Source organism: Lentzea alba (assembly GCF_047445655.1).
Lineage (GTDB): Bacteria > Actinomycetota > Actinomycetes > Mycobacteriales > Pseudonocardiaceae > Lentzea > Lentzea alba_A.
In genome coordinates, this window is sequence record NZ_JAJAEG010000007.1 from 325,779 (window position 1) to 339,406 (window position 13,628).

Annotated in this window: 14 protein-coding genes; 3 read left to right on the forward strand and 11 right to left on the reverse strand. The window is 67.1% G+C overall.

Features of this window, described 5'->3' with window-relative positions; genetic code table 11:
* Nucleotide 1: 1 nt before the first annotated feature.
* The 3 genes from LFM09_RS14425 to pyrE all read right to left on the reverse strand — a co-directional run bounded on the left by LFM09_RS14425 (nucleotide 2) and on the right by pyrE (nucleotide 1,643).
* The gene (locus LFM09_RS14425; protein WP_414096914.1) at nucleotides 2–667 is read right to left on the reverse strand and encodes a TrmH family RNA methyltransferase; all 666 of its coding nucleotides are present in this window, start codon (nucleotides 665–667) and stop codon (nucleotides 2–4) included.
* Nucleotides 639–1,007, reverse strand: a complete 369-nt coding sequence (locus LFM09_RS14430) for a DUF2784 domain-containing protein (protein ID WP_414096915.1) — start codon at nucleotides 1,005–1,007, stop codon at nucleotides 639–641. Before LFM09_RS14430 ends, LFM09_RS14425 begins: the two co-directional genes overlap by 29 nt.
* An 81-nt stretch (nucleotides 1,008–1,088) precedes the next feature.
* Nucleotides 1,089–1,643: an orotate phosphoribosyltransferase gene (pyrE, locus tag LFM09_RS14435; protein WP_414096942.1), complete on the reverse strand. Its 555-nt coding sequence runs from the start codon at nucleotides 1,641–1,643 to the stop codon at nucleotides 1,089–1,091.
* A 65-nt stretch (nucleotides 1,644–1,708) separates the two neighbouring features.
* Here pyrE and LFM09_RS14440 point away from each other — a divergent pair, with 65 nt between their 5' ends.
* Nucleotides 1,709–2,281, forward strand: coding sequence for a hypothetical protein (locus LFM09_RS14440; protein ID WP_414096916.1), 573 nt, complete (start codon nucleotides 1,709–1,711; stop codon nucleotides 2,279–2,281).
* A 4-nt stretch (nucleotides 2,282–2,285) separates the two neighbouring features.
* Here the strand turns inward: LFM09_RS14440 and LFM09_RS14445 are convergent, their stop codons facing one another.
* The 5 genes from LFM09_RS14445 to LFM09_RS14465 form a co-directional block, all read right to left on the reverse strand.
* On the reverse strand, nucleotides 2,286–2,744 hold the full coding sequence (locus tag LFM09_RS14445; RefSeq protein WP_414096917.1) for a hypothetical protein: 459 nt from the start codon (nucleotides 2,742–2,744) through the stop codon (nucleotides 2,286–2,288).
* A complete protein-coding gene (locus LFM09_RS14450; protein WP_414096918.1) occupies nucleotides 2,744–3,691 on the reverse strand; it encodes a WXG100 family type VII secretion target in 948 nt (315 codons plus the stop codon). The genes LFM09_RS14445 and LFM09_RS14450 overlap by 1 nt, the downstream gene beginning before the upstream one ends.
* On the reverse strand, nucleotides 3,691–4,041 hold the full coding sequence (locus LFM09_RS14455) for a hypothetical protein (protein WP_414096919.1): 351 nt from the start codon (nucleotides 4,039–4,041) through the stop codon (nucleotides 3,691–3,693). The genes LFM09_RS14450 and LFM09_RS14455 overlap by 1 nt, the downstream gene beginning before the upstream one ends.
* A 37-nt stretch (nucleotides 4,042–4,078) precedes the next feature.
* Nucleotides 4,079–4,852, reverse strand: a complete 774-nt coding sequence (locus LFM09_RS14460; protein ID WP_414096920.1) for an SDR family NAD(P)-dependent oxidoreductase — start codon at nucleotides 4,850–4,852, stop codon at nucleotides 4,079–4,081.
* Between the two features lie 517 nt (nucleotides 4,853–5,369).
* Nucleotides 5,370–6,116, reverse strand: a complete 747-nt coding sequence (locus tag LFM09_RS14465) for a hypothetical protein (protein WP_414096921.1) — start codon at nucleotides 6,114–6,116, stop codon at nucleotides 5,370–5,372.
* An 88-nt stretch (nucleotides 6,117–6,204) separates the two neighbouring features.
* Here LFM09_RS14465 and LFM09_RS14470 point away from each other — a divergent pair, with 88 nt between their 5' ends.
* Entirely contained in the window at nucleotides 6,205–7,368 is a 1,164-nt protein-coding gene (locus tag LFM09_RS14470) for a cytochrome P450 (protein ID WP_414096922.1), read from the forward strand.
* On the opposite strand, the gene clpB is transcribed toward LFM09_RS14470, so the two are convergent.
* Entirely contained in the window at nucleotides 7,365–9,947 is a 2,583-nt protein-coding gene (gene clpB / locus LFM09_RS14475) for an ATP-dependent chaperone ClpB (RefSeq protein WP_414096923.1), read from the reverse strand. The two genes, LFM09_RS14470 and clpB, sit on opposite strands and share 4 nt — an antisense overlap.
* Before the next feature lie 78 nt (nucleotides 9,948–10,025).
* A complete protein-coding gene (locus LFM09_RS14480; RefSeq protein WP_414096924.1) occupies nucleotides 10,026–11,309 on the reverse strand; it encodes a chondroitinase-B domain-containing protein in 1,284 nt (427 codons plus the stop codon).
* Nucleotides 11,310–11,452: 143 nt separating this feature from the next.
* Between LFM09_RS14480 and LFM09_RS14485 the strand changes: the two genes are divergently transcribed.
* Nucleotides 11,453–11,836 carry a VOC family protein gene (locus LFM09_RS14485; RefSeq protein WP_414096925.1) on the forward strand — a complete coding sequence of 128 codons (384 nt, stop codon included), beginning with the start codon at nucleotides 11,453–11,455 and terminating at the stop codon, nucleotides 11,834–11,836.
* Here LFM09_RS14485 and LFM09_RS14490 read toward each other — a convergent pair.
* The gene (locus LFM09_RS14490; RefSeq protein WP_414096926.1) at nucleotides 11,734–13,392 is read right to left on the reverse strand and encodes an MDR family MFS transporter; all 1,659 of its coding nucleotides are present in this window, start codon (nucleotides 13,390–13,392) and stop codon (nucleotides 11,734–11,736) included. The genes LFM09_RS14485 and LFM09_RS14490 overlap by 103 nt on opposite strands.
* Nucleotides 13,393–13,628: the final 236 nt, after the last annotated feature.

Consider the following 13,628-nt stretch of genomic DNA (forward strand, 5'->3'; position numbering starts at 1 on the left):
GTCAAGAAGCTCGGTGAATCGCCCAGTGGTAGAGGCCCATGGCCACAGAAGTTGTCAGGTTGTAACTGCTGACCTTGTCCCGCATGGGCAGCCGGACGATCCTCGTGGCCTTCGCGCGGACCTCCGGGGAGAGCCCGTGGCGTTCCGAACCGAACGCCAGCACGGCGTTGTCGGGGATCGAACCCCTGAGCAGATCGCCGTCGGCGTCGAACGCGATCAGCTCGCCGTCGAAGTCGAGACCTTGCGCTTTGGCGACGGGGAGGGCGAAGTGCAGGCCCGCCGAGCCCCTGAGGACGTTGGGGTGCCACGGGTCCACGTCACCGGTGGAGATCACCCCGCCCGCGTCCAGGCCCGCCGCCACCCGGATCGTGGCGCCGAAGTTGCCCAGGTTGCGGGGGTTGTCGAGCAGCACGATCGGAGCGTTGCGGTCGAACGGCAGGTCCGGCTTCTCGGCGAACCCCGCGACCCCGGTGGGGTGCAGCCGCCCGGCCCGGATGACGAACGCGGCCTTGTCGACCTCGGTGGCGCCCTTGAACCGTTCGACGAGATCAGGCGCGTGCGTCTCGGCGAGGCTGATCGCGGCGCTGAGATCCGTGGTGATCAACGGGTGCACGGTGGCGCCGAAGCGCAACGCGTGCTTAACAGCGTGAAAGCCTTCGAGCAGCACGGCCGCCAGCATAGAAGCCGATCCACGACGCCACGACGATCGCCCCGAGCACCAGCTGCACGAGCGTCGAGGCGCTCTCCGGGTACCAGACGCCGTCGATGTAGTGGTCGATGAACCCGGTCTCCAGCACCGGCATGCCCGCGAGCGCGCGGAAGTGGTTCTCCCACACGGTGATCGGGCAGGTGATCGGGGTGCTCAGACTCAGCACCGCCCACACGCCCATCGCGAGGTGCGGGTAGATCACCCAGCGCCAGCGCCACGCGAGAAACCCGCCCGTGAGCAGGAAAACGAGCACCGCGAAGTGCAGCACCATGACTGCTTCGGCGAGCACCCTGGCCATTCGCACCACCCCGTCCTCCACACTAGGACGGGGTAGCTCGAACCGCGCTCGATAAAACGAGTGAACCTCAGGCTGTGATCTTCAGGACAGGCCGAGGTCGTTCAGGTCCAACAGGTACCGGTACTGCAGCCCTTCGGCCTCGATGGCCTCCTTGGCGCCCGTGCCGCGGTCCACGACCGTCGCGACACCGACGACCTCGGCACCGTGCTCGCGCAGCGCGGTGACGGCTGTGAGGACCGATCCGCCGGTGGTGGAGGTGTCCTCGACGGCGAGCACGCGCTGGCCGCGCACGTCGATGCCCTCGATCTGCCGTTGCATGCCGTGGGCCTTGCTCGCCTTGCGCACCACGAACGCGTCGAGCACGTCACCGCTCAGAGCGGCGGAGTGCATCATCGCGTAGGCGACCGGGTCGGCGCCGAGGGTGAGACCGCCCACAGCGACGAAGTCCCAGTCACTGGTGAGCTGCCGCAGCAGCTTGCCGATCAACGGCGCCGCCGCGTGGTGCAGCGTGGCCCGTCGCAGGTCGACGTAGTAGTCGGCTTCCTTGCCACTGGAGAGAGTCACCTTGCCGTGCACGACGGCCAATTCGCTCACCAGACGAGCGAGTTCCGACTTCGAGTTCGCGTCCAAGACCACTTCAGTTCGCACAGGTCGCAAGCTTCGCACACACGGGCTTCCCGTGCCGCATACCCTGCATCACCGTGAACCTGTTGAGCGCGGATTCCTTCGTCGTGGACCAGCCGTGGACACCGATGCGTCTGATGCTGGGATCGAAGTACTCGGTCGAGGCTTACGACGGACGCGACGTCCTGCTCGGGTCGGTCAACGAGACCCGACGAGGCTTCCTCACCGCGCGTCTGCGGAACTTCAGCCTGTCCAGGTGGACGCCCTTCAACCTGCAGGCCGTCGACCCGAACGGCCGGCCGCTGCTCGTGATCACCAAGTCGGCCGGGATGGGCAAGCGCGCGACGAAGGTGGCGTGGCCGAACGGCCAGCCCGTTGGCTCGATCGTGCCGCAGCCGGGCCGCTATGCCCTGCTCGACGCCGCCGGTGCGCACCTCTGCCTGCTCGGCGACGTGGTGCACCTCCAGATCGGGCAGATCAAGAAGCGCAACGGCAAGCGGGTGCGCCGGGACGTCGTTCAGATCCGTCCCGGCACAGCCGAACCCGTGCGGTCGCTGGCGGTCGCAGCCGTGGTGGCCTTCGACATCGTGCGCGGTGTCGGCACGAACCACCTCAGCAGCGACGCGTCAGGCTTCCTGCCCGGCGAGTAGCCGCTTACCAGGCGTCTTCCTTGAAGACGCTCGGGCCGTCCTCGTCGTCATCACCGCTCGGACGCGCCGGGCGGGACGGCGGCGTCTGCGGTGCGATGGTCGAACCGGCCGAGATGATGTCGTCGACGTCCTCGCCCTCCTGGATCGCCACGTAGGCGCGCCGGAGGTCGGGGATGCCGGCGGCGAGGCCCTGCTGCACGCTCGGGTCGTTGACCCGGCCTGCGGCGACGTCCTCCCACGAGAAGTCACCCCGGTCGACGCGCTGCTGCAGCTCCTTGAGCTCCTTAGGCGCGTTGGGGCCCTTGGCGAACCGCTCGAACTCGCGGAAGTCCTGCTCGGACATCCCCCGTGAACGCGGCTGGACCTGACCCGCCTCGGTGGCCGTCTTGTCGACGTTGCCCACGGCGGTGTCGACCCGTTCGATCAACGCCTGCAGCTGAGCCTGGTCGTACGGAAACGTCATCACTCACCGCCACCAGTGCCGGAACCGGAGTTCGCGCCGGCCGACGAGCTGCTGCTCGAAGCGCCGGTGTTCGCGCCGGTACCGGTGTTGCCGTTGTTGCCGGTCTGCGTCTGGTTGTACCGGCCGTCCGCCTTGTTGGTGGCCTTGCCGAGACCCCAGGCGCCCTTGACCGCGCCCTTGGCACCTTCCTTGGCCGCCGTGGCGCCGTCGCTGAACTTCTCCTTGCCGTCCTGGTAGCCGTCGACGACGTCGAGGAGGTCACCGACGTCGAGGACGTCCTTGAGCTTCATCAGCGCGGTGCCCATGGCCTTGATGCCGTCGATCATGCCCTTGACGCCCTCGATGAGCGTCTGGATCGACTGGATGATCTTGCGGATGGCGTCCGCGATCTGGACGGCGTCGTAGACCATCCACACCGCGCGACCCCAGCCCACGACGGGGATGTAGGCCGTCATGATGGCTTCCATCAGCTTGCCGATGAGCTTGTCGAGCAGGCTCAGCGCCATGCCGCACGCCTTGCGGCACACAGCGGCCATCGACTTGAACTTGTCACCGATGATCCGGGCGACCTGGGAGTCCGCCTCGATCGCGATGACCCACATGGTGTCCATGCGGCGTTCGAAAGCCTGCGCTGCCGAGCCGTTCCAGTGCGGGTTCATCTGGTCGACACCCGCGTCGACGTTGTGCCGCACCGAGTCCAACGCCTTCGACACGGCGTCCCACGCCCGCGAGTTGGCGTCGATCTTGTCGAAGTCGCCGAGCAACGGCTTGATCAGCGCGTCGAGGAGGTTCTCACCGGTGACCTGCTCGTAGATCCAGTTGACCGTCTGAACCTTCCAGCCGGCCTTCTCCATGAGCTCTTTGGTGGTCTGCGTGCCCGGCCGGTCCTCGGCCGCCTTGTTGAGGGCGACTGACGGGTCCTCGACGTCCGCGTAGGCCGTTGCCATCAGTTACCCCCCAACGCCGGCGCCTTGTTGGCACCGGACAGCTTGTTCTGGGCGCCGTCCATCAGCTTCAAGCCGATGTTGTCCGCCTTCTCGTAGGTTTCCGCGGTCTTCTTGAGCGCGTCGGAGTCCTTGAGCATCATCTTGTTCGCGAAGTCCAACGTCTCCCCGTAGAGGCTGGCGACGCCGGTCACGACGGGATGCAGCAACGTCAGCAGGCCGGTGAACCCGCTGGTGTCACCGCCCTTGGAAATCGCGTGATCCTTGATGGTCAGGAAGTGCTGGGCATTGCGGTCCAGCAGCTCGCTGTACCCGCGCAGCTCCTCCGGCACGACATGGAACTGTTCACTCACGACGGCTTCGACGCTCCGTTCCTCCGAATGGTTCCGCTCAGGTTCGTCCGCGACCTCCGGCGAACCGGGACGCGGCCTTGCGCACCAGGGCCCGCGGCAGAAGCTTGGTCAGGCCCACGATCGCCTTGTACTGCGCGCCGGGAATCGACAGCACCTTGCCCCGGCGCAGGTCACGCAGTGCCTCGTGCACGAGCCGGTCGGCATCCACGTACAGCCAGTCTGGCGTGCTCGACATGTCGATGTTGGCGCGTTGGTGGAATTCGGTTTTGACGAATCCGGGGCACAGCGCCATCACGCGCACGCCCGAGTCCGCGACCGCGAGCGACATGCCCTCCGAGAACGACGTCACCCACGCCTTGTCGGCGCTGTAGCTGGTGCCGCGGCCGGGCAGGAAGCTGGCCACGCTGGACACGTTGATCACGTCACCCTTGCCGCGCGCCATCATCGCCGGGATCGCGGCGCGGCTGAGGCGCAGGACCGTGGCGACGTTGACGTCCAGCTGGGCCTGCAGCTTCTCGACGTCGGCGGCGAAGAACTCACCGGTGTTCGCGAACCCGGCGTTGTTGACGAGGAGGTCGACCGCCGACTCGGCGAGGCGCGCCTCGACCTTGGCCCGGTCGGCATGATCACTGAGGTCGGCGGGCAGCACGTCCACGTGCACGCCGTGACGGTCGTGCAGCTGCTTCGCGATTTCCTCTAGCGCGGACGCGGTGCGCGCGACCAGCACGAGGTCATATCCCTCGGCGGCGAGCCTGCGGGCGAAGGCGGCCCCGATCCCGACGGTTGAACCGGTCACCAGTGCGGTTGGCATGCCACCGCACGGTAGTCGTTTCAGCGCCGGGGTCGAAGCACGCCGATGATCACGCTCCGCGCTTGGCCGGACGACGAAGCACGAGCAGACGCAGTGCGAGGCCCGAAACGACCAGAGCAACTCCGCCGAACAGCAACCATCCGACCGATGCACCCGTGTTGGCCAGCGTCACGACGGACGCCGTACCAGCCACGGCCACAGGCGGGACTACTTTTCCTCCGTACATCGTGCTTCCCTCCGGGGGGGTTGGGGACACGACGCCTTACGCACGGAGTATCTGAATCGGCCTGGAATGTTTTACACAGAGTGAAGTGTGACGTAGCTCACACCACTTTAGTGACGCCTGAGGTCAGGACAGGTTACGGACGGTAGACGTCGCTCAGAGCTACTGCCGAACGATCGACCACGCCTCGCTGTCCGCAGCCGACTCACGCTCGGGGGTCAGCCCGACGGCCCCCCGGCAGCGCTCAGCGACAAATAGCCAACGGAACCGGCAACGCACGCGATCAGCGCTCAGCTACGGCTGCTTGCGGCCGAACGACGGGCGGTAGACCTCGCCACCCTCGTCATCCGCCACGTCGTCGTCCACCGGCTCCTCGCGCTCGGACGGGTCCGGGTCGAACGGGTCGATGACGTCCGCGAGCTCACCGATGTCGCGCAGCAACCGTTCCAAGCGCGCGGGCGATGAGTTCGGCGGCGCGGCGGCCAGCACCCAGTCGTTCTCCATCCAGACGACCGTGACGTCGCCACCGATCTCCTCGGCGGCGTCGATCAGGTCGGGCGTGATGATCTTGCGGGCGGCCGGCACGTCGGTGACGAAGGCGTAGCGCGAGCCCACCGGGCCGAGGAGGTCCGGCATGGGCATCTTGTCGTTGTCGCCGCGTTGGAACGGGACCGTCGACAGCCACAGCTCGATCACCACCGACAGCGCCCTGCGGCAGCGCACGCCGACCAGCACCGAGTTGACCTTGCCGCCGGTCTCGTGGTCCAGCACGTAGACCTGCCGTCGGCCGTCGGCGGTGAAGGTCGAGCCCGCTACGACGTCGCGGGCGAGCCCGGTGCCGTAGTACGCGATGGCGCCCGCTTCCCAGCGGGTCGGCAGCACGTGGTCTGTCTCCTCGAACTGCCAGCCGCGCAGAGCAGCCCAACGGCGCCGTTCACGATTACGCGCGGTTCGTTGCGCCCGGTCGGTCGCGAGCAGGGCAAACCCCGCCACGCCCGCCACCGCGGCGACGGTGAACCAGACCCACGCCGGTATGCCCACAGCTGAAGCGTAGTGGGTCGGGCCCTAGGAACGAAGATCACTTCCGCGCGTCGTGAACTGGGCGCGCCGTTTCGACGTGGTTCAGAGCATGTCCGCCACGTTCCCGTTCACCACGCCGCGCTCGTTGGACAACGAACCAGAAGCCCAGGAACTGCTTGCCAGACGCGGTCCCGTCGTGCCCGCCACGATGGGACCGATCAGGATCTGGCTGGCCCTTTCGTACGCCGCCTGCAAGCAAGTCCTCACCGATCCGCGCTTCAGCCGCGAGGAGGCCACCCGGCCCGGTGGGCCCGTCACGGTTCCGTCCGGCGCGAACCCGCTGGTCCTCACGTCGATGGAGGGCCGCAGGCACGCCCGCACCCGCAAGCTCGTCGCCTCGGCGTTCAGCCCGCGCATGGTCGCCACGCTCGAACCCCGTGTCCAGGCGATCGTCGACGACCTGTTGGACGCCCGGCCCACAGACCTGGTCGCAGGGCTGTGCGTCCCGTTGCCGACGATGGTGATCTGCGAGCTGCTCGGAGCGCCCTACTCCGACGCTCCCGACATCCGGCGCTGGACCGGCCGGCTGATGACCTCGGTTCTCACGCCGGAGGAACTGCGCGAGGCCGAGAACGACATGCAGGGCTACCTCGCCGATCTGGTCGAGGAGAAGCGGCTGCGGCCGGACGACAAGCTGATCACCGCGTTGGTCCTGGCCCACGACGAGGGCGGGCACCTGACGTCCGCCGAGCTTCTCGCCAACCTGCAGCTGCTGCTCGCGGCCGGGCACGACACGACCGTCAACCAGCTCGGCAACTCGTTGCTCACCCTCATCAGGCACCCGAGCGAGATGCAGAAACTCGTCGACAACCCGTCGTTGATCGACACGGCCGTCGACGAGCTGCTGCGGTTCTCCCGGTTGATGGCGGCGACCCTGCCGCGGGTCACCACGGAGGCCGTTGAACTGGACGGGGTGCAGCTGGAGAAGGGTGCTGCGGTGTTGCCGATCATCGCGGCAGCCAACCGGGACCCGAAGGTGTTCCCCGATCCCGACCAGCTCGACCTCGCACGTGACAACGCGGCACCACTGGCGATGGGCTTCGGGCCGCACTACTGCCTGGGCGCGCAGCTGGCGAAGCTGGAGCTGCGGATCGCGCTGACCTCGGTGCTCAAACGCTTCCCCGGCCTGAAGCTCGCCGTCGACGAGGAAGAGCTGGAGTACCGGATGGAGACCAACGTCCGTGCGCTGGTCTCCATGCCGGTGACCTACTAGGCGGTGCGGCCCACGATCAGCCCGGAGTTGTCGTCCAGGACGTCGACGCGAACGGTGTCGCCGTCCCGGACCTCACCGGCCAGCAGCTCCTTCGCCAGCTGGTCGCCGATGGCCGACTGCACCAGCCGGCGCAGCGGCCGAGCCCCGTACACCGGGTCGAAACCGTTGAGCGCCAACCAGTCCCGCGCCGACGGCGTGACGTCCAGCGTCAGCCGTCGCGCGGCCAGGCGGTCCGCCAGCCGGGCGATCTGGATGTCCACGATGGACGTCAGCTCCTCGGTGGCGAGTGCGTGGAACACCACGACGTCGTCGAGCCGGTTCAGGAACTCCGGCTTGAAGTGCCGCTGCACCACGGCCAGCACCGCGTCGCTGCGCTCCAGCTCGGTCATCGACGGGTTCGTGATGGCCTGCGAACCGAGGTTCGACGTGAGGACCAGGATCGTGTTGCGGAAGTCGACGGTCCGGCCCTGGCCGTCGGTCAGGCGGCCGTCGTCGAGCACCTGCAGCAGCACGTCGAACACGTCCGGGTGCGCCTTTTCGACCTCGTCCAGCAGCACCACGGAGTACGGCCGGCGGCGGACCGACTCGGTCAGCTGTCCGCCCTGGTCGTAGCCGACGTAGCCGGGAGGCGCACCGACCAGGCGGGCCACCGAGTGCTTCTCGGAGTACTCGCTCATGTCGATGCGGATCATCGCCCGCTCGTCGTCGAACAGGAACGCCGCCAGCGCCTTGGCCAGCTCCGTCTTGCCCACACCCGTGGGCCCGAGGAACAGGAACGACCCCGTCGGCCGGTCCGGGTCGGCGACACCGGCACGCGTCCGGCGCACCGCGTCCGAAACGACCCGCACGGCCTCGGCCTGGCCGACGACCCGGCGACCGAGCTCGTCCTCCATCCGCAGCAGCTTCGCGGTCTCGCCCTCCAGCAACCGCCCAGCAGGAATACCGGTCCACGCCGACACGACGTCCGCGACGTCGTCCGGGCCGACCTCCTCCTTGAGCATCGCAGCGTCCTGAGTGGACTCCGAAGCGGCGGAGAGTTCCTTCTCCAGCGCGGGAATCCGGCCGTAACGCAGTTCGGCGGCGCGGCCGAGGTCGCCGTCGCGCTCAGCCCGTTCCGACTCACCGCGCAACGACTCCAGTTGCTCCTTGAGCGTCCGGACCTTGTCGATGGAGCCCTTCTCGTTCTGCCAGCGCGCTGTCAGAGCGGACAACGACTCGCGCTTCTCCGCCAGCTCAGCACGCAGCGCCGACAGCCGTTCCAACGAAGCCGCGTCGGACTCCTTGGACAGCGCCATCTCCTCGATCTCAAGGCGCCGCACGGCACGCTCGACGGTGTCGATCTCCACGGGCCGTGAGTCGATCTCCATGCGCAGCCGGGACGCGGCCTCGTCGACGAGGTCGATCGCCTTGTCCGGCAGGAAGCGCGCGGTGATGTAGCGGTCGGACAACGTCGCGGCGGCAACGAGAGCGGCGTCCGTGATGCGCACGCCGTGGTGCACCTCGTAGCGCTCCTTCAGGCCGCGCAGGATGCCGACCGTGTCCTCCACCGACGGCTCGCCGACCAGCACCTGCTGGAAGCGGCGTTCCAGGGCGGCGTCCTTCTCGATGTGCTCGCGGTACTCGTCCAGCGTCGTCGCGCCGACCATCCGCAGCTCACCGCGGGCCAGCATCGGCTTGATCATGTTGCCGGCGTCCATGGCCGACTCGCCGGTCGCGCCGGCACCGACGATCGTGTGCAGCTCGTCGATGAACGTGATGACCTGCCCGGCCGAGTCGGTGATCTCCTTCAGCACGGCCTTCAGCCGTTCCTCGAACTCACCGCGGTACTTGGCGCCCGCGACCATCGAGCCCAGGTCCAAAGCCACAACTCGCTTGCCGCGCAACGACTCCGGCACGTCACCGGCCACCACGCGCTGCGCGAGGCCCTCGACGATCGCCGTCTTGCCGACGCCGGGCTCGCCGATCAGCACCGGGTTGTTCTTGGTGCGCCGCGACAGCACCTGCACGACCCGGCGGATCTCGGCGTCACGGCCGATCACCGGGTCGAGCTCACCCTTGCGGGCACGTTCGGTGAGATCGACGCCGTACTTCTCCAGCGCCTTGTAGGTGCCCTCGGGATCCGGCGACGTCACCCGCGCCGACCCGCGCACCTTCGCGAACGCGTCCTTCAACGCGTCCGGCGTCGCACCGTGCCGGCGCAGCAGGTCGGCCACCTGGCCGCCGTACTGCGCCAGCCCGACGAGCAGGTGCTCGGTCGACACGTACTCGTCACCCATCTCGGTGGCGAGCTCCTGTGCCTTCCCGAGCACCCGCACGGCGTCGCGCGAGAGCTGCGGGGCGGACACCGTCGTGCCCGATGCACTGGGCAAGGAGCGGGAGAGCTGCTCCAACTCCTTGCGCACCAGCGTCGGGTCGGCGCCCACCGCCGAGAGCAACGGCGCGGTCAACCCGTCCGTCTGTGCCAGCAGAGCACTCAGCAGGTGCGCCGAGCTCACATCGGGGTTGCCGTTGAGCGTCGCCGCCTGCACAGCTGCGGAAACAGCCTGCTGAGTCTTGGTCGTCGGGTTGAAAGCGTCCATTCCTCCACCTCGTGGTCAGCCTCCAGCATGGACCATCATCCCGCACAACGTCAGAAAAGTTGAGTCTGTTCCGCTCAACTATGCGAACGGCCCCACATCACTGACGGTCAACGGCTTGCGCACCGGCCGTGACCACCAGTTCGAAGCCTCCACGGCTCCAACGTCCGGCGGCGACAGCCGGTTGCGCCCGAGCACGTCGAACTTCCCGTACCCGCGCACGCCGGCCCGCAACGCCACCTTGGTCGGCTCCAGCAACCCGTGCGATCCACGCACCAGCCCCGGATCCGCCAGCACGAACCCCGGCCCGGACACCCCGGGCTGCGGCGACCACACCAGGTTGCCACCGTAAACCGGCCTGCTGACAGTGGCCGCGTTGCCGATCCCGAGCCCACCGACCGCGCTGACCAGGTTGTTCGCGAACGACAGGTCCTCCGGTGGCTTGACCCCACCACCGAAGTCCACCCCACGCCCAGCAGTGGCGATGAACGAGTTGCCGCTCACCACCGCCTTCCGCACCTGCGCGTGCCCCGTGAACGGCCCCGACGGCGGCACACCGGGCGGCGGGTTACCGGGCTTCTCGTCCCCAGCGAACATCAGGAACGCGTCCTCCAGCGTCTCCACGTAGTTGTCCGTGATGACGTGGTCGTCCTCGCTCAACCGAATCCCGTGAGCAGCCTTCAACCCGTCGCTGAACACGAAGTTCCCGTGAATCACGTTCGCCTGCCCGGCCCGGATGTTGATCTCCCCGGCCGACTCGCGAACCGTGTTGTACCGGAACGTGTTAGCCGAACTCTTCAACGACAGGATCTCGGCGTCGCCCGACAGCCGGACCAGCAGGTTGTACTCGAACACCGTGTGCGCGTGGAAGTAGTCCCCGGGCGGCCCGAACCCACCAACGCGCAACGCCTCCCCACCCTGGACCCCAGCAGCGAGATCGTGCAGGTAGTTGTGGTCGACCAGCGTGTTCGTCGGCGTGAACGGGTTCCTCCCGATCTGCACCATGTGCCCTTGCTGCGCCTTGGGCCCCATCTCGTTGTGATCGACCCGGTTCCGATCACCCTTCTGCCCGTGCACCTGCACGAACTCAGCCGCCGAAGACCGGAACAGACTCCGCGTGATCCGCGACCCCACCGTGTCCACAAGCCGGAAGTTCGCACTACCGGTGAACGTGAACCCTTCAACGGTGACGCCCGACCCCGTGACGATCACCGTCCCGCTGACGAACCCGGCCCCCAAACGCTTGCGCGCCTTCAGGTGCACCCGATCCGCAGCAACCGTGACCGGCGCATACGTGCCGTCCTCGACAACAACACACGCACCAGCTCTGGTGACCGCCTCGGCCAGCGCCGCATCGCTCGCCACCGTCGTGCAAGGTGCCGCCGATGCGGCGCCAGGCACGAGCAGACCCGCTATCAGAACGGCCGGAACCAACAGCCTCATAGGAACGCGCCCTCTCCCGAACAATTCGGGCGGCGGTTCCCCAAGGTTAGGCGAAGATCGCCCTCATGACCTCAACCGTTCACAACGTCACCGTCGACGCCCGCAACGCGTACGAGCAGGCCGCCTGGTGGTCCAAGGTCCTAGGACTCACCGTCTCCGAAGAGGACAACCCGGGCGACCCGGAGTGCCTCGTCCTCCTGCCGAGCGGCATCCAGTACCTCTTCATCGAGGTCCCCGAATCCAAATCCGTCAAAAACCGCATGCACCTCTGCCTGCAGCCCACCGACGCAACCCGCGACGAGGAGGTAGAACGCCTCCTCACCATCGGCGCCAAGATCTACGACGATCAGCGCAGGCCAGACGGCACCGGCTGGGTGACCATGCACGACCCCGAGGGCAACGAGTTCTGCGTGGAACGCAGCGCAGCCGAACGCGCCGCAACCTCCTGACCACCGTCACTCGAAAGCACCAACAGCTTGTCCACAGCGGACCCAGACTTATCCACAATCCGCTGTTCAGTATCCACAGGTGAATCAAGCTCAGTGGCAACCGTCTGTGCACCAGAACCCGTTGGAGTGACATCCACCGAGTCCCGCAACGGCTGCTCCTTGATCAGCAACACCGCGATCACCGTGAACACAGCAAGCCCAGCCGCGATGAGGAACAACTGCCCCATCGCGTCCCCGTACGAGTCCCGCACAACTGGGGAGAGGGACCCGCGGTCGAGTGTCTTGGTACTGACATGGGCAGCCAACACAGCCCCGAGCACCGAGACACCGGCCGTCCCTCCAAGCGACCGCAAGAACGTGGCCGTGGAGCTGGCCGCCCCGAGGTCCGCCATGCCCACCCCGTTCTGCACGGCCAACACCAGGTTCTGCATGGTCAGCCCAACCCCAACACCAACCAGTGCGAGGTAGGCCCCCATCAGCGTGAGGTTCGTGTCGTGGTCGATCGTCCCGAGCAACGCCAGCCCGATGACCAGCGAGAACGCGCCCCAGACCAGGTAGCTCTTCCACCTGCCGCTCCGAGCGATCAACTGCCCGCTGACCGTCGACGAAATGCTGAGCCCGAGCACCAACGGCACCGTCAACAACCCAGCCTTGGTAGGCGAGAACCCGCGCGCGATCTGGAAGTACTGCCCCATGAACACCGACGCACCAAACATCGCCGTACCAACCGCGATGCCCCCAAGCATCGCCAGCACCACAGTCCGGTTCTTGAACAGGCGCAACGGGATGACCGGCGAGCTGGCCCGCCGCTCCACGAAGTAGGCCGTGACGATCGCGAGGGCAGCCCCACCCGCGAACAACGCGCTCTCCTTGGACAGCCAGGCGAAGTCCTTGCCAGCGAACGACACCCACATGAGCACCAGGCTCACGCCACCCGTGATGAGCGTGGCGCCGAGGTAGTCGATCTTCACGTGCTGCTTGTTCGTCGGCAGGTGCAGTGTCTTGTGCAACACGGCCAGCGCCACAAGCGCCAGGGGCACGCAGACGAAGAAGCACCAGCGCCAGCCGGGCCAGTCAACGAGGAACCCGCCGACCAACGGCCCACCAACGGTCCCCGCAGAGATCACCATGCCGGTGTATCCGCTGTACCGGCCACGCTCACGCGGGCTGAGCAACGCCCCGACCACAACCTGGCCAAGCGCCTGCACGCCGCCCATCCCGAGGCCCTGGATCACACGGAACGCGATGAGCTGCTCCATGTTCTGGCTGAGCCCAGACAGGACCGAGCCGACCACGAACAACACGATGCTGGTCTGCAGCAACTTCTTCTTGTCGAAGAGGTCCGCGAGCTTGCCCCACACCGGCGTACTGGCCGTGGACGCCAACAACATGGACGTGATGACCCAGGTGTACTGAGTCTGCGTGCCTTTGAGCTCGGCCAGGATCGTCGGGAGCGCGTTCGAGACGATGGTGGAGCTGAGGATCGCAACAAGCAACGCCACCCAGATGCCGGACAGCGCTTCGAGGATCTCCCGATGCGACGAGGGCCGACTCAAGCAGACACACCTCCAGTAGTTAGTTGATGCGATACAACTATATCTGGAGATAGTTAGCTATGCCAACTAATTCGGTGGCTGATGGATCACACCCTGCCGCGCACCGCCCTGCCGCCCACCGCCCTTACGTGACGAGTGAGCCCACCGCTCTTACGCGATGCCGAAGGCGAGCCGTCTTCCCGAACGAGCCGGGTGGGGTCGTCCCGTCACGAGTCGTGCCACAGCTCCTGGCGCGG

Bases quoted from the DNA above. Each gene is read 5' to 3' on its own strand.
- LFM09_RS14460 (WP_414096920.1), bottom strand. From the start codon at position 4,852: ATGCCAACCGCACTGGTGACCGGTTCAACCGTCGGGATCGGGGCCGCC.
- LFM09_RS14450 (WP_414096918.1), bottom strand. From the start codon at position 3,691: ATGGCAACGGCCTACGCGGACGTCGAGGACCCGTCAGTCGCCCTCAAC.
- LFM09_RS14430 (WP_414096915.1), bottom strand. From the start codon at position 1,007: ATGGCCAGGGTGCTCGCCGAAGCAGTCATGGTGCTGCACTTCGCGGTG.
- LFM09_RS14485 (WP_414096925.1), top strand. From the start codon at position 11,453: ATGACCTCAACCGTTCACAACGTCACCGTCGACGCCCGCAACGCGTAC.
- LFM09_RS14445 (WP_414096917.1), bottom strand. From the start codon at position 2,744: ATGACGTTTCCGTACGACCAGGCTCAGCTGCAGGCGTTGATCGAACGG.
- clpB (WP_414096923.1), bottom strand. From the start codon at position 9,947: ATGGACGCTTTCAACCCGACGACCAAGACTCAGCAGGCTGTTTCCGCA.
- LFM09_RS14470 (WP_414096922.1), top strand. From the start codon at position 6,205: ATGTCCGCCACGTTCCCGTTCACCACGCCGCGCTCGTTGGACAACGAA.